17 protein-coding genes are annotated in these 19,629 nt (G+C 49.3%); 9 read left to right on the top strand and 8 right to left on the bottom strand.

Translation table 11 applies throughout. The features are described 5' to 3' along the window. Positions 1 to 44 precede the first annotated feature (44 nt). Positions 45 to 959 carry a LysR family transcriptional regulator gene (locus tag BV405_RS16035; RefSeq protein ID WP_086481900.1) on the bottom strand — a complete coding sequence of 305 codons (915 nt, stop codon included), beginning with the start codon at positions 957 to 959 and terminating at the stop codon, positions 45 to 47. Positions 960 to 1,215: 256 nt separating this feature from the next. On the opposite strand from BV405_RS16035, the gene BV405_RS16030 reads away from it, so the two are divergent. The 3 genes from BV405_RS16030 (at position 1,216) to BV405_RS16020 (ending at position 3,600) form a co-directional block, all read left to right on the top strand. Continuing rightward, positions 1,216 to 1,662, top strand: a complete 447-nt coding sequence (locus tag BV405_RS16030; protein ID WP_086481899.1) for a DoxX family protein — start codon at positions 1,216 to 1,218, stop codon at positions 1,660 to 1,662. Positions 1,663 to 1,823: 161 nt separating this feature from the next. Then, the gene (locus tag BV405_RS16025) at positions 1,824 to 2,771 is read left to right on the top strand and encodes a glutathione S-transferase family protein (RefSeq protein WP_086481898.1); all 948 of its coding nucleotides are present in this window, start codon (positions 1,824 to 1,826) and stop codon (positions 2,769 to 2,771) included. A gap of 28 nt (positions 2,772 to 2,799) precedes the next feature. Further along, the gene (locus tag BV405_RS16020) at positions 2,800 to 3,600 is read left to right on the top strand and encodes a DODA-type extradiol aromatic ring-opening family dioxygenase (protein WP_217895686.1); all 801 of its coding nucleotides are present in this window, start codon (positions 2,800 to 2,802) and stop codon (positions 3,598 to 3,600) included. A 143-nt stretch (positions 3,601 to 3,743) separates the two neighbouring features. Here BV405_RS16020 and BV405_RS16015 read toward each other — a convergent pair whose 3' ends face one another. Continuing rightward, complete coding sequence (locus tag BV405_RS16015; RefSeq protein ID WP_217895685.1) at positions 3,744 to 4,859, bottom strand: MBL fold metallo-hydrolase; 1,116 nt, start codon at positions 4,857 to 4,859, stop codon at positions 3,744 to 3,746. Positions 4,860 to 5,051: 192 nt separating this feature from the next. Between BV405_RS16015 and BV405_RS16010 the strand changes: the two genes are divergently transcribed. Continuing rightward, positions 5,052 to 5,645: a TetR/AcrR family transcriptional regulator gene (locus BV405_RS16010; RefSeq protein WP_086481896.1), complete on the top strand. Its 594-nt coding sequence runs from the start codon at positions 5,052 to 5,054 to the stop codon at positions 5,643 to 5,645. A 170-nt stretch (positions 5,646 to 5,815) separates the two neighbouring features. Then, positions 5,816 to 6,142 carry a DUF5329 family protein gene (locus BV405_RS16005; protein ID WP_086481895.1) on the top strand — a complete coding sequence of 109 codons (327 nt, stop codon included), beginning with the start codon at positions 5,816 to 5,818 and terminating at the stop codon, positions 6,140 to 6,142. Between the two features lie 91 nt (positions 6,143 to 6,233). Here BV405_RS16005 and BV405_RS16000 read toward each other — a convergent pair whose 3' ends face one another. Continuing rightward, positions 6,234 to 7,328, bottom strand: coding sequence for a M48 family metallopeptidase (locus BV405_RS16000; protein ID WP_086481894.1), 1,095 nt, complete (start codon positions 7,326 to 7,328; stop codon positions 6,234 to 6,236). A gap of 75 nt (positions 7,329 to 7,403) precedes the next feature. Then, on the bottom strand, positions 7,404 to 8,534 hold the full coding sequence (locus BV405_RS15995) for a YjgN family protein (RefSeq protein ID WP_086481893.1): 1,131 nt from the start codon (positions 8,532 to 8,534) through the stop codon (positions 7,404 to 7,406). 347 nt (positions 8,535 to 8,881) lie between these two features. Here BV405_RS15995 and BV405_RS15990 point away from each other — a divergent pair, with 347 nt between their 5' ends. The 3 genes from BV405_RS15990 to BV405_RS15980 all read left to right on the top strand — a co-directional run bounded on the left by BV405_RS15990 (position 8,882) and on the right by BV405_RS15980 (position 12,346). Beyond that, complete coding sequence (locus BV405_RS15990) at positions 8,882 to 9,949, top strand: TRAP transporter substrate-binding protein (RefSeq protein WP_086481892.1); 1,068 nt, start codon at positions 8,882 to 8,884, stop codon at positions 9,947 to 9,949. Between the two features lie 322 nt (positions 9,950 to 10,271). Continuing rightward, positions 10,272 to 11,237, top strand: coding sequence for a type I restriction enzyme HsdR N-terminal domain-containing protein (locus tag BV405_RS15985; protein WP_086481891.1), 966 nt, complete (start codon positions 10,272 to 10,274; stop codon positions 11,235 to 11,237). Between the two features lie 128 nt (positions 11,238 to 11,365). Then, the gene (locus tag BV405_RS15980; RefSeq protein WP_086481890.1) at positions 11,366 to 12,346 is read left to right on the top strand and encodes a DUF4365 domain-containing protein; all 981 of its coding nucleotides are present in this window, start codon (positions 11,366 to 11,368) and stop codon (positions 12,344 to 12,346) included. Positions 12,347 to 12,501: 155 nt separating this feature from the next. On the opposite strand, the gene BV405_RS15975 is transcribed toward BV405_RS15980, so the two are convergent. The 4 genes from BV405_RS15975 to BV405_RS15960 all read right to left on the bottom strand — a co-directional run bounded on the left by BV405_RS15975 (position 12,502) and on the right by BV405_RS15960 (position 18,282). Next, positions 12,502 to 14,283 carry a protein kinase domain-containing protein gene (locus BV405_RS15975; protein WP_245832363.1) on the bottom strand — a complete coding sequence of 594 codons (1,782 nt, stop codon included), beginning with the start codon at positions 14,281 to 14,283 and terminating at the stop codon, positions 12,502 to 12,504. 227 nt (positions 14,284 to 14,510) lie between these two features. After that, positions 14,511 to 16,091: a dihydrolipoyllysine-residue acetyltransferase gene (locus tag BV405_RS15970; protein ID WP_086481888.1), complete on the bottom strand. Its 1,581-nt coding sequence runs from the start codon at positions 16,089 to 16,091 to the stop codon at positions 14,511 to 14,513. Between the two features lie 18 nt (positions 16,092 to 16,109). After that, positions 16,110 to 17,087: an alpha-ketoacid dehydrogenase subunit beta gene (locus tag BV405_RS15965; protein WP_086481887.1), complete on the bottom strand. Its 978-nt coding sequence runs from the start codon at positions 17,085 to 17,087 to the stop codon at positions 16,110 to 16,112. Next, entirely contained in the window at positions 17,080 to 18,282 is a 1,203-nt protein-coding gene (locus BV405_RS15960) for a thiamine pyrophosphate-dependent dehydrogenase E1 component subunit alpha (RefSeq protein ID WP_086481886.1), read from the bottom strand. Before BV405_RS15960 ends, BV405_RS15965 begins: the two co-directional genes overlap by 8 nt. A 399-nt stretch (positions 18,283 to 18,681) precedes the next feature. On the opposite strand from BV405_RS15960, the gene bamJ reads away from it, so the two are divergent. Continuing rightward, on the top strand, positions 18,682 to 19,293 hold the full coding sequence (gene bamJ, locus BV405_RS15955; RefSeq protein ID WP_086481885.1) for a BamJ family beta-barrel-assembly machinery protein: 612 nt from the start codon (positions 18,682 to 18,684) through the stop codon (positions 19,291 to 19,293). Positions 19,294 to 19,629 lie beyond the last annotated feature (336 nt).

Here is a 19,629-nt window from a genome sequence, read left to right as displayed (position 1 = left end):
TTCAGATCTGTTCTGAATGCCGCTTTTTTGTTCAGGCTTCGCGCTTATTCGGAATCAAAGGCATCCCAGTAGGGTGGCGTGCCAAAGTAGCCATCAATAAAGTCCAGAAAGCAGCGCACCTTGCTGGCCAGCAGTTTACGGTGGGCATACACCGCATACAGCCCCATGGGTTCCGGTTCCAGTTCCGGCAGCAGGCGCTGTAGTTGGCCCTCGGCAATGGCCTGACCGGAAATAAAGGTCGGCTGAATGGCGATACCGGCACCTTCGATGGCCGCTTTTACCAGCAGATCCCCGTTATTGCAGATCAGATCACCGCTGCTGTCCCGCCCCGGAATTTTCAGCCACTGGTTCACGGCAAAGCTGGTTTCATTCTCCATATAGCTGTAGCGCAGATAGCGGTGTTTTCTCAGATCTTCCGGCTTTTCGGGTGTGCCGTGACGCTTTAGATATTCAGGTGACGCACACATCGCCAGCCGAATCGGTGCGATCTGCTTTGCAATCAGCGAAGAGCTTTTCAGATGGCCGATCCTGAGGGCGATATCAAAACCTTCTTCGACGATATCCACCTTACGGTCGTTCAGCTGCAGGTCGATGCTGACCCCGGGATGAGCCTGTTGAAACTCCGTCACCAGAGAGCCCATGTGCTGAATGGCAAAAGAAACCGGCGCGCTGATGCGTAGCTGACCCTGAGCTTCCTCCTGCATATCGCCGATCTGGCTTTCCATCTCATCAATATCCTGCAGTACCTGCTGTACCCACTGAAAGTAGCGGCTACCGGCCTCGGTCAAACTGACTTTGCGGGTGGTGCGGTTTAACAGGCGGGCGTTCAGGCGCTGCTCCAGCTGACCCACATATTTGCTTACCAACTGAGGCGAGGTGTCCAATCTGTCTGCCGCCTTGGTGAAGGAGCCTTCGCTGGCGACCAGTTCAAAAGCACGCATGGCGTCAATTCTGTCCATGGCGGTAATACTCCTTCCAGTTTTTTTCTGATGGGGTTTCTGTTTGAGCGTGTTTCTTTTTAAGGATGCCACTGTTTAAGCGGGAATTATTATCAATGATATGTTGATAATAATACAACATTGCCCCCGTTAATCTCTTATCTGAGTGAAAGTAAACTGTGTCCATCAGCTGAACAACAGCAGCCCGAAAACACTAAAGGTCGGGTCGCCACGGGTTCAGACTCAATCGCAAAGAATTAATTTTGGAGATACAGGTATGAACAACTCAATCGTTAAAAAACTGCTGCAATCCGATGCCGGTCTGGCAGCTCTGGTACTGCGGGTTCCAGTCGGTCTGGTACTGGCAGCACACGGCGCGCAGAAGCTCTTCGCCTGGTTTGGCGGTTATGGTCTTGAAGGCACAGGTCAGTGGATGGCAAGTATCGGTCTTGAGCCGGGTTACCTGATGGCGCTGCTGGCCGGTAGTGCCGAGTTCTTTGGTGGACTGGCGCTGGTGCTGGGACTGCTGACCCGCCCTGCAGCACTGGTCACTGCCTTCACCATGCTGATCGCTATCTTCAGTGTTCATATCGGTAACGGTCTCTTTATGGCTAACAACGGCTACGAGTATGGATTGGTACTCACGGTGATCGGTCTGGCACTGGCGATTCAGGGTGGTGGTCGTTTGGCACTGGATAACCTGATTGCTGACAAGCTGAAGTAATCGGATTCACCGGACTGAAAACAGAACAGGTGCGCGGTTTACGGGATTTCTCCGGCAGCCGCGCCCGGTTTATGTTGAATAAGCTGCAAAGCAGAGCAAAGAAATAAGCAGGCCAAATAAGTACTCAGACCAGACTCAAACAGAATCAGGAGTAAGCAGAGATGTTAGTCAATGGCGTATGGCAGGAAAACTGGCAACCGGTACAGTCTAAAGATGAGCAGGGACGTTTTATCCGTCAGACCTCATCCTTCCGTCACTGGGTGACACCGGATGGCAGCGCAGGCCCAACCGGTGACGCAGGCTTTAAAGCAGAAGCCGGTCGTTATCATCTCTATGTGGCTTATATCTGCCCGTGGGCTTCCCGAACTCTGATGGCGCTGAAGCTGAAAGGTCTGGATAAGATGATCTCTGTTTCTGTGGTTAATCCTCAGCTGACGGATCAGGGCTGGCGTTTTGGTGGCTTCGAAGGGGCTGATACCGACACCCTGAACGACGCCGACTATATGCATCAGATCTACACTAAAGCGGATCCTGTGTTTACCGGTCGTGCCACAGTACCTGTGCTGTGGGACAAGCAGCAGGATCGCATGGTGAATAATGAATCCGCCGATATTCTACGTATGTTGAACACGGCCTTTAATGAACTGGGTGCGACGGGCCCTGATCTGTGTCCCTCTGATCTGACCTCAGAAATCGATCAGCTCAATGCTCATATCTATGACAACCTGAATAACGGTGTTTATCAGGCGGGGTTTGCCTCCTCTCAGGAAGCCTATGATGAAGCTTATCTGAAAGTCTTTACCTGTCTGGATGAACTGGAAGAGCGCCTCAGTGATGGCCGTGATTATCTGTTTGGCGATGCTATTACCGAGACCGATGTGCGTACTTTTGTGACGCTGGTGCGTTTCGATGCGGCTTACCATGGTCTGTTTAAATGTAACCGCAACACTCTGAAAGAGATGCCGTATCTGCATGCCTATATGCTGCGGATTCTGCAACTGGATGGCATCGCGGATACTGTGAATATCGAGCATATCAAAGCGGGTTATTACTCCATCAAGGCACTGAATCCGAACGGTATCGTGCCAAAAGGCCCGGGCATTCTTTAACCGTTATTCTCTCTTTAAGGAGGGTGTGATGAACGCATCCAATATTATTTTTATCTCCCACGGTGGTGGCCCTATGCCGCTGTTAGGTGATCCGGGTCATCAGGAGATGGTGGATCGTCTGAATGAGTTGAGTACCGTGCTGCCGAAACCATCGGCGATTCTGGTTGTTAGTGCTCACTGGGAAGAGGCAGTTCCAACTATCACTTCCGGAAAAAGTCCTGAGCTGATTTACGATTATTACGGATTTCCGAAAGAGTCCTACGAGATTCAGTATCCGGCTCCCGGTGAGCCGGAGCTTGCCAGCCGGATTCATCAGGCATTAGGACAAGCGGGTATTGAATCCCGTCTGGACGATAAGCGTGGTTATGACCACGGCATGTTTGTCCCGCTGAAGATGATGTATCCGCAGGCGGATATCCCTGTGGTGCAGCTGTCCCTGTCAGCATCCCTGGATCCTGAGCTGCATCTGGCGATGGGCGAGGCGTTGAAAGGAGTAGAGTGGGATAACCTGCTCGTGGTGGGTTCTGGTTTCTCCTTCCACAATATGCGCGCCTTTTTTGCCGCACCATCGCAGGAGATTACCGACCTGAATCAGGGTTTTGAGCACTGGCTGCTGGAAACCTGTGCCGGTGATCTGAGCGAACCAGAACGTCGTCAGCGACTGCTTAACTGGGAGCAGGCACCGGGAGCCCGTTTCTGCCACCCACGGGAAGAGCATCTGCTGCCCATTCACGTTTGCTACGGTTTGGCGGGTAAGGCATCCAGTGGTGAGTATCCGGCAAAAATTCTGGGTAAGGATTCCGGTATGTTCCACTGGCAGCTGGATTAAGCCAGCCGGTTTTAATCTGCAGTTTGGTTGCAGGTTGATTGTAGGTTTTAGGCTGCTGAAATTACCGAAATAAAAAATGCCGGTGTGACCCTGTTCAGAGGTCGCACCGGCTTTTTATACGAAAACTCAGAAAATTAGAGTGATCAAAGTGTTGCCAGCTGGGTGTTCTGTAAACCCTGCCACCAGCGCTGTTCAACAGCGGGTGAGGTAACCTGCAGAATATCGCCAACCACAGGGGTACTCAGGCTGACCTGATGGGCTTCCGCCGCTTCTGTTACCCGATTCAGCGGGTCGTACCAGGCGTGGAACGCCAGATCAAAGGTGCCGTTATGAATAGGTATCATCACCTTACCCTGCAGATCCAGATGCGCCTGCACACTCTCTTCCGGCGTCATGTGGATGTTGGCCCAGTCTTTGTCGTAAGCACCGGTTTCGATCAGGGTCAGATCAAAGGGACCGTAAGTCTCGCCAATCTGTTTAAAACCAGCGAAATAACCGGAGTCTCCACTGAAATACAGAGACTCGTTAGCGGTTTTAATCACCCAGGAACCCCAGAGTGTGGAGTTACCGTCACTCATACCACGGCCCGAGAAGTGCTGTGTTGGCGTAAAGGCGATCAGCTGATCGCCGGCACGCTCCTCCTGCCACCAGTCGAAGCTTTTGATTTTCTCTTCCGCCACGCCCCATTTTTTCAGGTCGCCATCGACACCCAAAGGCACGTAGAAGCTTTCGCTTAGCTCTGCCAGATGGGCGATGCTCTCTTTATCCAGATGATCGTAGTGATTGTGGGAGATCAGCACCTTTTTAATCGGTGGCAGCTCTTTCAGCTCAATAGGCGGCTGATGAAAACGCTTCGGCCCCATAAAGGAAAACGGCGAGGCGCGCTCGGCAAAGACCGGATCGATCAGCCAGTAATCGCCATAAACCTTGAGCAGAATGGAGGAGTGCCCCAGCTTGATCAGCCAGAAGCGATCATCCGCCAGCTGATCCAGCTGCTCACGGGTGATCTCTTTAACCGGCAGATTCACTTCAGGTTCTGCATCCACTTTGCTCGCCGTCATAAAGCGCCAGAATATACCCACTGTTTTTCCGATGCCTGCAGTCTCAATTTTGGCGCTGTTGTGGAATTTGCCATCTTCATAACGGGCTGCATTCGGGTGTTTCATATTGTCTGTGTTGGCAACGAGTTCGGCATTCATCATGCAACCTCCGGCTAAGAGAGTCAGGCAAAACGCCAGAATCCATCTGAATGGTGTCATAGCATCGCTCTTTGATTTCGATTTTACTGCTGATCAGAAAAGTCCTGATCAGAGTTTTAAAATAAGTAAACTACACGGTGCAGTTTACATTTGAATGGCAAAAAGTAAACTGCTTGGTGTAAGTTTTTCTTCGCTGCAGTACACTAGCAGCAACTAACCCGCTTGTGTGTATACGGTAACGCTTTGACAACCATGAAACTTTCCGACAAAAAGCGCCTTCAGATTCTGGATGCCGCTGAACAACTTTTTTACGATTTTGGCGTAGAACAGACCAGTATGGATCAGCTGGCGCAGGTTGCCGGTGTTTCCAAACGCACTGTGTATAACCATTTCGCCAATAAAGAAGAGCTGTTTCAGGCGATTATGCGCCGTATGTTTGGTCAGCTTTCTGAAGGCGCTGCCGTGGTCTTTGATGCTTCGCAACCGATTAGCGATCAGTTGAGTTATATCGCTCTCTGCGAAGCCAAGCTGATGTCATCCCAACCTTTTCTGCGGGTAGCTAAGATCGGCTTTATGCAGCTGCTTAAAGATCCGATGCTGGCGCAGACTTTAACTCAGGAAAAAATTGGTTGTCTGAGTTATCTGGAGCCGTTTCTGCAGGCGGCAACCGATGCTGGTGTGCTCAAGGTAGAAGACCCGCTTTTTGCCAGCCAGCAGTTTGTCTATCAGTTGAAGGCGTTTATCTTTTATCCGCAGCTTTATCAGTTGGCAGAAGTGTCTGAAGCAGATCGGGATCGGGCTATTCAGGAAACCGTGGCAATGTTTCTGGCGCGTTATCAGGCTTGATCAGCGATGCAAGGCAAAGCTAAGTGACCGGGGGAGCTGGGGCTTGGAGATAGGGAGGGTGCTTTATGGTGAGTGTCGGATCGCGAGCTAAACAAAAGCGTTTATCTGCGGCAGCTAGAAGGGTGTCGCTGCTGGTGCTGTTGAATTCAGGGTTAGTGAGTTTAGGATTGATGACTTCAGGGTTGGCGAAAGCAGACGTTGAGCAGAAAACTCAGCAGGAGATCAATTATCTGCTGAATTACGTTGAAAATACCGACTGCATTTATGACCGTAATGGCAGTCGTCATACCGGTCAGGAAGCGGTGGATCATATTCGCACCAAATATGATTATTTCCGTGACGATATCGAAAGCGCAGAGGATTTTATCCGCTTATCCGCCAGTAAAAGCACCTTCAGTGGTCGCTACTATCAGGTGATCTGCCCGGGTGTTGAGGCTGAGCGAAGTCAGGATTGGTTACTCAGAGCACTAAAAGCCTATCGGAAGAAGCATCCCTGATTAGATACCCACGTTGTAACGTAAAAAAGCCGAAGCAGATAATTCTGCTTCGGCTTTTTGTTTTATCCGGATCCGTTCTACAACGGGCTCCTTATTGAGCAGGCTTCCAGTTCCGGGCTGCTTCAATACGCTCATGAATCGCAGGGTGCGAGCTCAGATAGTTGCTCAGCGAGCTGTCATCTTTACTGTCGGATTCAGACGCGCCGTGACTGTGCATCAGGCTGCTCATGGCGTCAGCAAAATCCGTCGGCGATTGCCCTAGTTTATGCAGCTGGGTATAGGCGAAAGCATCGGCCTCCCGCTCCATATCCCGTGAGAAAGCACTTTGCAGCAAGCTGGCGCTGGCGCCGATCACCATCTCTCCGGCACCTTCAATATCGCCAAAGACCAGAGCAAACAGCATAGAGGTCGCGGTGGCCTGAGCCATCATCTTCATGCTGTGCTGGTGCTCCACATGACCAATCTCGTGCAGCATAACTGCCGTTAATTGTTCCGGACGGTCGGCCATCAGCTCGACAATATCGTCTGTCAGGATCACATCACCATTAGGCAACGCCATGGCGTTCGCCCCCATATTCCAGCGTCGGAAATTCAGGCGGTAGTTGTCCCGTGGAATATTGAGAGCATCCAGCGCCTGATGCCATTGCTGACGGATCTGAGCCTGCTGAGCTTCAGACACATCCGATGGTTCCATATAGAAACGATCCAGAATCGCCAGGGTTTGTTCGCCGGATTCTTCCGCCACGCTGTCTGGTAAGAGAGCCACACCTATGCTGGCACCCGCCGGAATCACCTTAAAGATCATCATCCAGATGAAAAACGGCAGAATGACCACAGAGGCAAATACCGCTATCCAGTGGGTCTCCAGCCAGCCGGGAATATGTGCTTCCGGCTTCAGCCCCGGCCAGCGATAGCTGACATCTTCCGGAATAAAGCGGGCACCATCGGGCAGATGAAGCTCTGCAGGTAGTCCCGGAATTACCGAACTGTAGCCAAGGGCATCTGCCGGATGCTGCTCAAGAACATCCTGATCTGTGCTGAGAATCTTTACCCCACCGTCAGAATCCACAACGGCAAAGGCCGGTTGTGCTGCTGCACAACCGGCCTGCTGAAAGATTCCCTGAACACCGTCTTGCGGATGCTGCTCTGCATCTGCCAAAGCGTTTGATTCAGAGGAAACAGTCATAATTTTCCCTTTATTCTGATTATTCAGGTCCGGTCAGATCAACCAGACCAGACCAGATCAGTTAAGTCAGGTTCATTAGGTAAGAGACAGATCGACATCAAACACGCCAGCTGCTTCTTCACCAAAGGTTTTCTCATCATCCTGCACAGTATTCACCAAACGGTCGATCTCTGGCTGCAGTTCAACCTGAGTCGCGTTGGCCAGCAGGGTATTTTTCCGTATCTGAGTCACCGGGAAAGCTAAGCCCAGAGTAAAGATCAGCAGCAGGCTGTTGCTGAGATTTAACCAGCAGTAAGCCGGAATACTCAGATTGGTTTTTAAAGAGGCGATGTTATCAATCTTCATCGCATTGCCCAGATGATTAAACAGCAGAGCATAAAACACACCGGCAATCAGGCTTAAGGCGATCAGATAGAAAGCCATAAACAGAGGCATCACCGCTGCAATGGAAACACTTCCGCTTTGCATCAGGTACATCAGGTTACTGGCTTCAGCCAGCAGGTAGCCAAGACCAAAGACAACCGCTGCCAGTGCCAGTGTGATCAGAGAGGCTTTGTAGTAGTAGCCCGTTGAAGCGTTCAGCTCAACCGGTTTGCCGCCGTAACTGATGTTGGCATAGATGTACTGATTGATTTTTTTCAGAACCCACGGCATCGCAAGCCACGCGGTAATAGCACCCAGAATTGGCAGCAGCAGGAAGGTTACAAATGCGCCGCCGTAGGTGCCGTGGAAAGAGAAACGCACGTTACGGTAGGAGGTGTTACGCATGCTGAAACGCACACCGGAGTTGATCAGCCACGGGTAAGCCAAAAGCAGCAGTAAAGAGCACACCAGACTCAGAATCGGGTTCAGGCTGGAGATCACGGCGTAAATGGCAAATACCACAACCGCAATAATACGGCCGATCAGAATTTGCATCGGCTTTGCCAGAAAAGAGAAACGATGACCGTCGATCTGAGTGTGGCCATACAGGTACTGAGTATTACGTACTTTTGCCCAGGCGCTGTAGATGCCCAGCGTGATAATGCTTAACAGCAGGTTAACCAGCCAAAGCTTGAAATATTCCATTTTCTTACCGGAGAAGACCACCGGTACGGTTTTGCTGTTCAGCACACGGTTGATCATGGTGTCTGCTGCGGGTGTTGCGGTCAGATTCGGAGTGTTCTGAGGTTGTCCCTCAGCTCCATTCGGAAGGGTATCTGTCATGATGACATCCTTGTTTTTAATTCTTAGCTAACTTGGGTTGCTTACTCAAGCCTGCTTCAGGCTTAGAGCAAAAGCTTTATACAGGTTTTGGATGACAATTTCAGCAGGCTTTCTGAAGCCTTATGCACTCTTATGTAACTTTGAGCTCTGGTTCTCACTATTTAGCCTGCAGTTGTAGTTATCGACACCTTTGCTGTTATTGACACTTTACAACCATCAGAAAAGCTAATGATCTGATTCGATCTAATCATTTTTCAGACCGGGTTTTGCAGGATTAGACTTTGGTGATTTTGCTCTTACAAAGAGCTAAGCCAATAAAATATAAAGAAGAATCGGAGCTAACCCTTATGAAACACCCGATCAAAACCCTGTCGTTGGCGGTTTGTCTTGCCTCTGCCGTTGCGCTTCCTACCCAGGCTGCAGATCAGAAAATTATGCTGAAAATGCCTATCGCGTTTAACTCCAAACTGCCGAGTGTGGGTACAACTTCGACCTATATCGAAGAGACGCTGAATAAAACCTCTGGCGGCACGATTCGCGTTAAAAAATATGAGCCGGGCAAGCTGATTGGCACTTTTGAGATTCTGGATGCGGTAGCAGCGGGTAAGGTTAACGCGGGTTTTGGTTCACCGGGTTACTGGGTGGGTAAGATTCCGGCGGCATCGATCTTCTCGTCGGTGCCTTTCGGTCCGGAAGCCGGTGAGTATATGGCGTGGGTTTATCATGGCAATGGCCGCAAACTCTGGCAGGAGATGTACGACATCAACGGCTACAACGTGCATGCGATCCCTTGTGCCGTTGTTGCACCGGAAACCTCCGGTTGGTTCAGCAAGCCCATTGAGAGTGCTGAAGATCTGAAAGGGCTGAGAATGCGCTTCTTTGGTCTGGGTGGTGAAGTGATGCAGAAATTGGGTGTGAACACCTCTCTGATTCCAAGCTCTGAGATCTTCCCAGCGATGGAAAAAGGCGCGATTGACGCTACCGAATTCTCCATGCCGGTGATCGATCAGATGATCGGCCTGCATAAAGTCGCCAAGTACAACTACTATCCGGGTTGGCACCAGCAGGCGACCCTGTTGGAACTCCTGATCAATAAAGATACCTGGAACAAGATGAGCGAAACCCAGCAGGCATTGGTAGAAACCACCTGTCGTTCAGCTATGGCGGTATCCTATGCCGAGGGCGAAGCACTTCAGTTCGCCGCGATGAACAAAAACGTCAACGACAAAGGCGTACACAACATGCGCTGGAGCGACGACATGCTGGATCTGTTCCGTAAAACATGGGAAGAGGTTGCCGCAGAGAAATCCGCTGCTGATCCGTTCTTCGCCAAAGCCTATGGCGATCTGCAGGGCTTCCGGGAAGAGTACAAAATCTGGAAAGAAAACGCCTTTATGCCGCGCCGTCCGGAGTAATTATCTGACCTGATCCACCAGAAGGAGCCGTGAGTTATCACGGCTCCTTTTTTTGCCTGTAAATTGTGGAAGTGTCCGACTTAATGAGCGTTTACCGGAGTAGCTGAATTAGATAAGCTGCAAGAATTATGAATGTTGGACAGCAGGCAGTGAAAACAGATGCTTGCATAGTGAATAAACGCAGGCGCGTTGGCAGGGAAGCAGTCAGATCAGAAATGGATTTTTCCTTTCTTATTAAACTCCTTCCTCTATGTTTGTCGGTATATTGATACCGGCTAAACGCGCATGCCTATGATTAAAATGTTAAGTGTCAGGAGGATAAGTGGAACTCTCGGAAGAAGAAGTTAGGCAAAAGTTAATTAATAGACTTTTAGAGTTGGGTTATCCAAAGTCATCTATTGTGCTAGAGGTTGGCCTTGCTATTGGCCGTTCAGCAAGAGCTAGAATCGATCTAGCCATAAAAGATCCTGATACCAATCAAGTATTAGCGATATTTGAAATAAAACGAGATCTTAGAAATCTAGATAAAGCACTTGAACAAGTAACTTCATATTCAAAGATGTTGAGTGAGAGAGTTCAAGCTTTCATATACGGATTTAAGGACGGTGTTGAAAGTACATTTCTAGTAAATACAAAAGAAGGTGATGCCTCTCAAGTTTTTGATTTGCCTACCTACGATTCACTGAAGAATGTTGAATCAACTTTATACAAGAGCAAGAGAGCTTCCAATCAAGCAAATAAAAATAAGGCACGAGCTTTATCTACAATAGTTGCAGGGATGGCCTCATCTATTGCCGCTGCAATTACCATAGCCATGCTATTTGGGCTAATTTCAGAAGATAAAATAACATTGACCAATGCTGATTTAACCGAAAAAATCACGAAATTAGAGTCAGAAAACTCAAAACTAAAATCAGAAATAATGTCACTCCGTGCTGAAGTTGATGGTGCTCTTAAAAGTATTAAGACTATTTCAACCGTTCCAAATGATCACGGTTGGAAAGTAGAAGCCAAGCTTATGGGGGCCAATTTAGATAGTGTAAGCAAGAAGCTTGAAGCCCTTGAAGCTGCAATTACGGTAGATCCGGCTAAGGCACTCGCAGTCCCAATTTTAAGAAAGGACTTAAATAACGCTGAAGAATCTATAAAGGCAGAGTTAACACAAACTAAAGCAGAAATAGATAGAATGTATGACCAGAACAAATGGTTTATAGGGCTAATGTTCACTATTGCTCTTAGTGTATTAGGTATGGCTGCTAGTAGTTTTTTCACTAGAAAAGACACTTAACAAAGCAATTAAATCGGACAAAAACAACTGGCTTTTGTTCGTTTCTCACAAAGTATAGCCAGCTATTTTTGCCGTATATTGCGGAGTTATGTAACTAGTCTCATTCAATATTCACATTGGTAGTAAAAATGTTAGGTCCAAAATATTCTGTAGAAGCACAAAAAGGAGAATTAGGTGTACAACGGGTTTCAACAATAGTATTTGAAAGTTTAGGTTGGATCTTCAAAAGAACACCACAAGAATTTGATTTTGGAATAGATGGTCAAGTTGATGTTGTCGATGTTAACGGTACGGTAACGGGCCAAACTTTTGCAGTTCAAATTAAATATGGTAAATCCTTTTTTAAAGAAGAAAATAGATGGGGTTATATTTACCGTGGTGAGCTAAAACATATAAATTATTTATTAAATTATCCCTTGCCTGTGTTCATCATGTTATGTGACCCAGATTCGAACGATGTTTATTGGGAATTATTTGATGCAAATAAAACAGAAAGTACACCTTCAGCATGGAAAATGTCTATTTCTAAGAATCAAGTTTTAGTCGATAGTAAAAAATTAATTACTTCTATGTTGCCTGATGTTACTGATTACACTGAGGAATTGGAGAAATATTGGCTAATCAATGATGTAATCACTAAGCATACAGATAGTTTTCATATCGTTATTTCAAAAGAGTGGGTTGAATCTGGTGGTATTTCAGAAGTCGTAAGTCAATTTGATAGGTTTCACGTTTCACGTGAATTAGCTTTTAAAAAGAAAAGTAATGTTGAAATCTCATTTTTCGGATATGAATCAGATTCTCGTGAATTATTTGAGATTCCAGAAGTTGTTCACTTTTCAAAAAAATTGGCTGATAAGCTACCTTTGTTTTTTTATTGTGATCCTTCGAACAATTTATGTGGTTTAAAGTCAATAGCACTATGTTGTGCTAATGCACAACTTATCAACACTATTCCCCCTCAAGTAAAAATAGACCAATACGCTCTTATACAATTCGTTCATAAACAGCATGAACTACTTAATAGGATGACCGATTGGCTAGAAATGACAGAAGAAGAAAATGAGGAAATTTGTATTCCTATATATAAACTTCTTGGTATGGCGTAAAGTTACATAACAAACTATTCAAGCGGGGCTGCTAACGTTTGGCTCGGTTTCGCTTCGCTTCACATTTTAGCCAAACATTAATCAGCCCCTTAACAGGGTGTTAGGACCAACAACCTCTCCAACCGGAGAGGTTGTTTTGCCTTCCCAAATCCCCATCACAACTGCTCTTTCGGGTTCCTCGGGTAGAAATGATCCGGTTGGCACTCCAGATGACTAAAGCTGCGTGTATTTTTGTAGGGGAGTTTCATAAACCCTGAAATCCCCTGTCCATCAATCAGCGGAATATTCTCCAGAATAATCCGCAGCGCATCCCGAAACTCTTCCTCTTTGCTCTCATCCAGCAGTACATAATAACTGTGCAACTTAAGATGCTTGGGCAGGCTCTCAAAGATGATACAGCCGGTGTGCCGGATCTGGTTCAGGCGCTCTACCTGTTTTCGGATCGGGGCGGGCAGTACCAGTAGTTCTTCCGGGTCTTCCCCGTCTTCAAAATAGGAGTGCAATCGGCTGGGTTCATCCACCGGTGGTGCGGGGGTGACTTCAAAGGGAATCTCAGCCCCTTGCGGTGCTTTAAAGGGCTCGTCGGGATTATCCCGTTCCATATGCAGGGTGACACGGGCGTTAAACATACAGCATTTGAATACGCCAACCCGATGAATCGAGCGTGCCAGATGCACCATATTATTCACGGCTGCGGTAAAGGCCGGTTGCAGTTCCGGCTCATACAGGTTGAGGCTGGAATCGATATGCACGCCTTTCTCATCCCAGTGAATCCCCAGACCGCCCACCAGCGGATACTTACCTAAGCGGCTGATACTGGCCAGAAAAGCACGTTCGGTTTTGCCCATGCCATGCATAAAGTTCTTATAGTATTTCTCCAGCTCGACATCGTTTACATCCGCCAGATAGTGATCCTGCTGCTCTTCCCGCAGAAAGGTTTTGCGGGAGTTATACACCACGGTGTCGATGGCGACGGTTTTCTGGTGGCTCCAGACCGGAACCAGAGGTTTTGGCCTTGGCCACTGATCCTCGGCAAACACCAGATGACGCATCTTAGGCATCTCGCGGATAAAGTAATCCCCCGCCTGCTGGCGCTTGTTCGGATCATCATCCAGCAGGGTCTGCAGGGTGCGGGCGAACTCCACCGGTAAACCCAGTGAGGTGGCGGGAATCGCTTTATGGCCGTAACGGCAGGACTGACCGGAGGCGATGGCGTACAGGGTTCCCGCTGCGCCCTGTTCATCAAACCGGGGGGAGGAGAGGGAGCCATTGAGCTGCTCTTCGCCAATAAAATAAACATCCCCCAACTTGGCGTTGGTGTGCTGGTGGTCAGCACTCATCATACTTATGCCGTTGTCGCCCACCGGCTGCCCCTGAGCATCCAGCTGGGCAAACACGCTGGAGCCCCAGTCGATCAGCTTGATGGTTTCGGTTTCCGGGTCGATCACGATATTCGAAGGTTTGATATCGCCGTGTACGATAGGTTTGATACTGCCCTGACCATCCGGCTTACGATCAACAAACTGGCGCATCGACCAGAGAATATCTCGCAGTTGTGCGGCGATACTGACCACCAGGCGCGGTGGCAGGGGGCCATACTTCAGGCTGAACTGCTCCAGATCCATGCCCTTTGCCCGCTCCATAATCAGCACGGACTGTTTTTTGATACGGGTGTATTCGATCACCGCCGGAATATTGGTGTGATCCAGCTGTTGCTGCATCCAGGCTTCTTCTTCCAGCCGATCCTGAACGTGCTGAGGCAGGTTGATACGGGAGAACTTAAACACGTAGGGATTGCCCGCCGGAGACAGGCCGCCAAAAACAAAGCCGTAAGCGCCCTTGCCGATAAACTCAATCTGGCTGAAACCGTGCTGAATCAGCTGGCTTTCACACAGGTCGACCCAGTCTTTGATCTTCTGGGCGTCCTGATGGCTCATCAGGTAGATCGACTGCTCTTCATTGATATAGAAGTGCTGTAGCTGGGAGTCGTACTCGGATTTGCTGTGGGCTTTTCCGATTTCGTGGTCTGTGGCTGACTGCTGTTTTTTGCGTTTATCCGGCATAAGCGGCCTTGCTATTAAGTGTTCTTTATAAAGCAAAACAGGCACCTGAAATGCTTCGGGTGCCTGTTCGCTTTCATCCTACATCACTAACCTTTTCAGGATTAGTGCAGATCTACCAGCATGCTGGTCGGATCTTCCAGATATTGCTTCCACAGGTTGCAGAAGCGGGCGATGGTGCCACCGTCGATAATCCGGTGATCGCCAGACCAGCTGACCTGCATAATATCTCTTGCGGTGACAGCGCCCTGGGCATCAAAGCGCGGCAGAGACTGAGTACGACCCAGCGCCACGATAGCGGCTTCCGGCTTATTGATGATTGGCGTTGCCACGGTGCCGCCCAGCGCTCCGATATTGGAGATGCTGATGGTGCCGCCTTTCAGATCATCCTGACTGACGCGACCCGCGCGGGCGGCTTCGGTCAGGCGCGCAACTTCCAGTGCGATCTCTTTAATGCTGAGATTCTGCACGTTCTTCACGTTAGGCACCAGAAGGCCGATTGGAGTATCCACCGCCATGCCGATATTCACACTGCCGAGGTAAGTCAGCTCAGTGCAGTCATCATTCACACGGCTGTTCAGCACAGGATATTCCTGAATCGCCAGCGCCATCGCTTTCATAAAGAACGGCATCAGTGTCAGCTTAATACCCTTGGCTTCCATACCAGGCTTCAGCTTCTTACGCAGAGCGATCAGGTCGGTAATATCCATATCTTCCGCGTAGGTGAAATGCGGAATGGTGGAGACGGAGCTGACCATCTGTTTTGCCATCGCTGCTTTAATACCGCGAATTGGCTCAACACGATCTTCTGCACTGCTCTGAGATACTGGTGTCTGCGAGCTTGGCTGACTTGCAGCCTGCACAGAAGCAGTTTCTGTTGCTGCGTTCTGATGACCGGCATCGACATAAGCCTGAATATCACCTTTCAGTACGCGGCCATCTTTACCGGAACCCTGAACCAGACTGATATCGACATTATGCTCGCGGGCGATACGACGAACAGCAGGGCTTGCCAGTGCTTTACCTTGTGCCACAGGAGAAGCTGATGCTTCTGCTACCGGCTGAGCAGTTTCAGTCGCCGGACTTGCGGCGGTGGCAACAGGTGCAGCAGGCTGGCTGTCATCTTCGATCTCGATCTCAAACAGAGGGGCATGCACTTTGGCGATTTCACCCTGCTTATAATAGAGCTTGCTGATGCGGCCATGATCCATACAAGGGATCTGAACCAGCGCTTTATCGGTCATTACATCGGCAACGGGCTGATCTTCTTCCACCCAGTCGCCTTCTTTAACCAGCCATTCCACCAGCTCACATTCAACAATACCTTCGCCGATATCCGGCAGGATAAAGTCTTTGGTGCGTTTGCCGCCTGTAGCAGAGGCAGATGATGCTTGTGGTTGGTCAGCAGCGGTGTCATTGGCAACTTCAGCGGTATTTGTCGCTTCAGATTCCACTTCAACGGCAAACAGTGGCGCGTGAACCTTGGCGATTTCACCCTGCTTGTAGTGCAGTTTAACCACTTTGCCGTGGTGCATAGCCGGGATCTGAACCAGTGCTTTGTCGGTCATCACATCGGCAACGGGCTGATCTTCGGTGATGATGTCACCCTCTTTTACCAGCCATTCCACCAGTTCACACTCAACGATGCCTTCACCAATATCCGGCAGAATAAATTCCTGAATCATATTCATCTCCTGCGGTTATCAGAATGACACGCTGCGTTTGATCGCTTCGTAGTTTTTCAGATGATCCGGCATGTACTCTTTATCGTGAGCCAGTGGGAACGGGGTATCCAGACCGGTTACACGGGCGATCGGCGATTCCAGATAGAGGAAACAGGTTTCCTGAATCGTGGCGGCGATCTCACCGGCAAAACCACCGGACAGTGGTGCTTCGTGGCTGATCAGCAGACGGCCGGTTTTCTGAACCGACTGGCTGACGGTTTCCACATCCCACGGCATCAGGGTGCGCAGGTCGATCAGTTCGCAGGAGATGCCGTCTTCCGCCGCCATAGCAACGGCCTTCTCAAGCACTTCCATCTGAGCGCCCCAGCCTAATACGGTGATATCGGTGCCTTCCTGCATGATGTCCGCTTTGCCCAGCGGCAGTTCGTAATCTTCTTCCGGTACTTCGCCGGTAGAGGCGCGGTAGAGACGTTTAGGCTCGAAGAAGATAGTTGGGTTGTCATCACGGATCGATGCCAGCAACAGACCTTTGGCTTGGTACGGGTTACGTGGAATAACTACTTTCAGACCCGGAGTGCCGGTAAAGTAAGCTTCCGGAGACTGTGAGTGATAAAGACCACCGTGAATACCGCCACCGTAAGGAGAACGAATCGTCAGACCGCCAACATTAAACTCATTACCGGAGCGATAACGGAACTTGGCGGCTTCATTCACAATCTGGTCGAATGCCGGGAAGATATAGTCGGCAAACTGAATCTCAGCAATCGGCTTGTGGCCGCCTGAGGCTAAACCGTTGGCAAAGCCGATAATGCCCTGCTCGGTCAGAGGGGTATTGAAGCAGCGGCTTTTACCGTACTTTTCCTGCAGATGACTGGTGGCACGGAACACGCCACCGAAGTGACCCACGTCTTCACCAAAGCACAGCACCTTGCTGTCTTTGTCCATCGCGATATCCAGTGCGTTGTTAATCGCCTGGAGCAGATTCATATTACTCATGGTCTATTCTCCCAGCGGTTTTCGGATAAGCGTCCGGATATTTGCGGATGTGTGCTTTCAGCGCATCCAGCTGATCCTGCAGGTGCTTAGGCGGGGTGTCGTAGACATCAGTAATCAGATCATCAATATGAGGTGCCGGAACTTTCTCAGCTTCCTTCATGGCGGCCATTACAGCTTTACGTTTGGCATCGGCCACTTCGGCATCCTGCTCTTCGCTCCACCAGCCCTGTTGAATCAGCCAGTGTTTAAAGCGCAGAACCGGATCTTTCTCGCGCCACTTCTCTTCCTCTTTCTTGCTGCGGTAGCCGGATGGATCATCAGAGGTGGAGTGTGCGCCAAGGCGATAGGTCATCGCTTCGATCAGAACCGGTTGGTTGTGCTCAACCGCCAGCTTACGGGCTTCCTGAGTGGCTTTCAGAACCGCCAGTACATCGTTGCCATCAACACGGATCGCTTTCAGACCGTAGGCAACCGCTCGTGGTGCGATACCGTCACCGGCAAACTGTTCGCTGGATGGGGTGGAGATCGCATAGCCGTTGTTACGGCAGAAGAAGATAGCAGGCACTTTAAATACACCTGCCATATTGATCGCTGCATGGAAGTCGCCTTCAGAAGCAGCGCCTTCACCGAAATAGCAGATCACACAGTTGTCTTTCTCTTCCAGTTTATAGCCATACGCGTAACCAACGGCCTGCGGCAGCTGAGTACCCAGCGGGGAAGAGATGGTCATGTAGTTCAGTTCGCTGGAGCCGTAGTGAATCGGCATCTGGCGACCTTTACCAAGATCCTTTTCATTACTGAACAGCTGATGCATAAACTGATCCAGCGGGAAACCACGGAATGCCAGTGCACCCTGCTCACGGTACTGCGCCATGATCATGTCGTCATGGGCGAGCGCTGCGGTACTACCGATATCAGCAGCCTCCTCACCAATCTGGGTCATATAGAAGCTGATACGGCCCTGTCGCTGGGCAGCAATCATGCGTTCATCCAGAGCACGGATAAACTGGAAGGTGTCATAAATCTTGAGTGCCAGTTCTTTGTCGATATCTGGCAGTTCTGCGCCTTCGTAGATGGAACCATCCTGACGAAGGATTTTGAGAGTAGGGGTTGTTAAATCGCTGCCATCGATAAAGACAGGATTGTGAACCACCGGAGCCTCGGACTGCTTTGCGGACTGTTTTGAAGTAGCCATAAGCTTTCCTTTATTGTTTTTGTCATTAGTCATCTGATCGTGTCAGAAGTACAGGCGGTACCGATTGTGTCAGTGACGGCTGATCGGGCGAAAAGCCGCCTGCCTGTGACCTGATTGTGCGGTACCCGGTAAGGCACACAAAACAGGTATCCCGTTTCTAATATAGCTATTTTTAGACGTTGCATTAGGCCGGGAGACCATGTGATGTGTCTCGGAATATAAGAGACGTTTACGTAAAAGTAAACTTTCATGGTTTATCAAACTGGCTAAAAAGATAAAAACAGAAAAATCATCTACCGTGACCTGTTGAGGGATATTCTGTGTTTGGTCGGATGGATGAATCTATGGGGGATGAGTGTTAAGATGGAATTTTAATGAAATCAAAGGGTAAGCCTTAAAATGAGCGAACTGAATACAGTTGAAGCAAAAGTAGGTTACGGCATTGGTCGCCAGATGGGCGAGCAGCTGGCAAGTAGTGGTATCGAAGGTTTAGGACTGGATCAGGTTGTTCTGGGCTTGCGTGAAGCTTATGAAGGCAAAGAAAGTCAGCTGACTGATATGGAGCTGCACGAAGCTTTTGAAGTGATCCAGCAGCGTCTGGCTGAAAAGCAAAAAGAAGCACACAAAGAAACTGTAGAAGCCGGTGAGAACTACCTGGCTGACAACGCAAAGAAAGAAGGCGTGACAGTAACTGAGTCTGGACTGCAGTATGAAGTTCTGACAGTTGGTGAAGGTGACAAGCCTGCAGCAGCTGACAAAGTACGTGTTCACTACCACGGTGAACTGATCAACGGTGAAGTGTTCGATAGCTCTGTTGTTCGTGATCAGCCTGCAGAATTTCCGGTTAACGGCGTAATCGCTGGTTGGGTTGAAGCGCTGCAGCTGATGCCTGTTGGTTCTAAATGGCGTCTGACCATTCCTCAGAATCTGGCATACGGTGAGCGTGGTGCGGGCGCAATCCCTCCATACTCCGTGCTGGTATTTGAAGTTGAGCTGCTGGCTATTCTGTAATAGCTCTATAAGTAGCAGTTCGACAAAGAGCAGAGGCATAGCACTCTGTTCTTATCTGTAAGCAAAACCCCGATCCGGAATCCGGATCGGGGTTTTGCTTTATATAGGGGGGGGGAGGCAAAATGGTTGCTTCTAAGTTTTTGTAATTATTTTACATTTTCTTTCAATCAGGGCTTGCGCTGCTCCGTTTTGTGCGTATAATTCGCCCTCGTTGTCACGGAGCAAGTCTCACGACAACAGTTAACATCTTGTTTTTGAAAAGTTTTTAAAAATTAAGTGTTGACATCGAGGATTGCTTCTGTAAAATACGCAGCCTCGGTTGAGCAAGTCGAACGA

Source organism: Oceanospirillum sanctuarii (assembly GCF_002150805.1).
Lineage (GTDB): Bacteria > Pseudomonadota > Gammaproteobacteria > Pseudomonadales > Halomonadaceae > Oceanospirillum > Oceanospirillum sanctuarii.
The sequence above is the reverse complement of the archived record's forward strand: the minus strand, read 5'-3'. Positions and strand labels throughout refer to the sequence as shown.

Excerpts from the sequence above, each read along its gene's own strand:
- BV405_RS16030 (WP_086481899.1), top strand. The coding sequence starts at position 1,216 with ATGAACAACTCAATCGTTAAAAAACTGCTGCAATCCGATGCCGGTCTG.
- BV405_RS15995 (WP_086481893.1), bottom strand. The coding sequence starts at position 8,534 with ATGACAGATACCCTTCCGAATGGAGCTGAGGGACAACCTCAGAACACT.
- BV405_RS15965 (WP_086481887.1), bottom strand. The coding sequence starts at position 17,087 with ATGAGTAATATGAATCTGCTCCAGGCGATTAACAACGCACTGGATATC.
- BV405_RS15980 (WP_086481890.1), top strand. The coding sequence starts at position 11,366 with ATGTTAGGTCCAAAATATTCTGTAGAAGCACAAAAAGGAGAATTAGGT.
- BV405_RS15970 (WP_086481888.1), bottom strand. The coding sequence starts at position 16,091 with ATGATTCAGGAATTTATTCTGCCGGATATTGGTGAAGGCATCGTTGAG.
- BV405_RS15960 (WP_086481886.1), bottom strand. The coding sequence starts at position 18,282 with ATGGCTACTTCAAAACAGTCCGCAAAGCAGTCCGAGGCTCCGGTGGTT.
- BV405_RS16010 (WP_086481896.1), top strand. The coding sequence starts at position 5,052 with ATGAAACTTTCCGACAAAAAGCGCCTTCAGATTCTGGATGCCGCTGAA.
- BV405_RS16015 (WP_217895685.1), bottom strand. The coding sequence starts at position 4,859 with ATGACACCATTCAGATGGATTCTGGCGTTTTGCCTGACTCTCTTAGCC.
- BV405_RS15975 (WP_245832363.1), bottom strand. The coding sequence starts at position 14,283 with ATGAGCCATCAGGACGCCCAGAAGATCAAAGACTGGGTCGACCTGTGT.
- BV405_RS16005 (WP_086481895.1), top strand. The coding sequence starts at position 5,816 with ATGACTTCAGGGTTGGCGAAAGCAGACGTTGAGCAGAAAACTCAGCAG.
- BV405_RS16035 (WP_086481900.1), bottom strand. The coding sequence starts at position 959 with ATGGACAGAATTGACGCCATGCGTGCTTTTGAACTGGTCGCCAGCGAA.
- BV405_RS15990 (WP_086481892.1), top strand. The coding sequence starts at position 8,882 with ATGAAACACCCGATCAAAACCCTGTCGTTGGCGGTTTGTCTTGCCTCT.
- BV405_RS16000 (WP_086481894.1), bottom strand. The coding sequence starts at position 7,328 with ATGACTGTTTCCTCTGAATCAAACGCTTTGGCAGATGCAGAGCAGCAT.
- bamJ (WP_086481885.1), top strand. The coding sequence starts at position 18,682 with ATGAGCGAACTGAATACAGTTGAAGCAAAAGTAGGTTACGGCATTGGT.
- BV405_RS16025 (WP_086481898.1), top strand. The coding sequence starts at position 1,824 with ATGTTAGTCAATGGCGTATGGCAGGAAAACTGGCAACCGGTACAGTCT.
- BV405_RS16020 (WP_217895686.1), top strand. The coding sequence starts at position 2,800 with ATGAACGCATCCAATATTATTTTTATCTCCCACGGTGGTGGCCCTATG.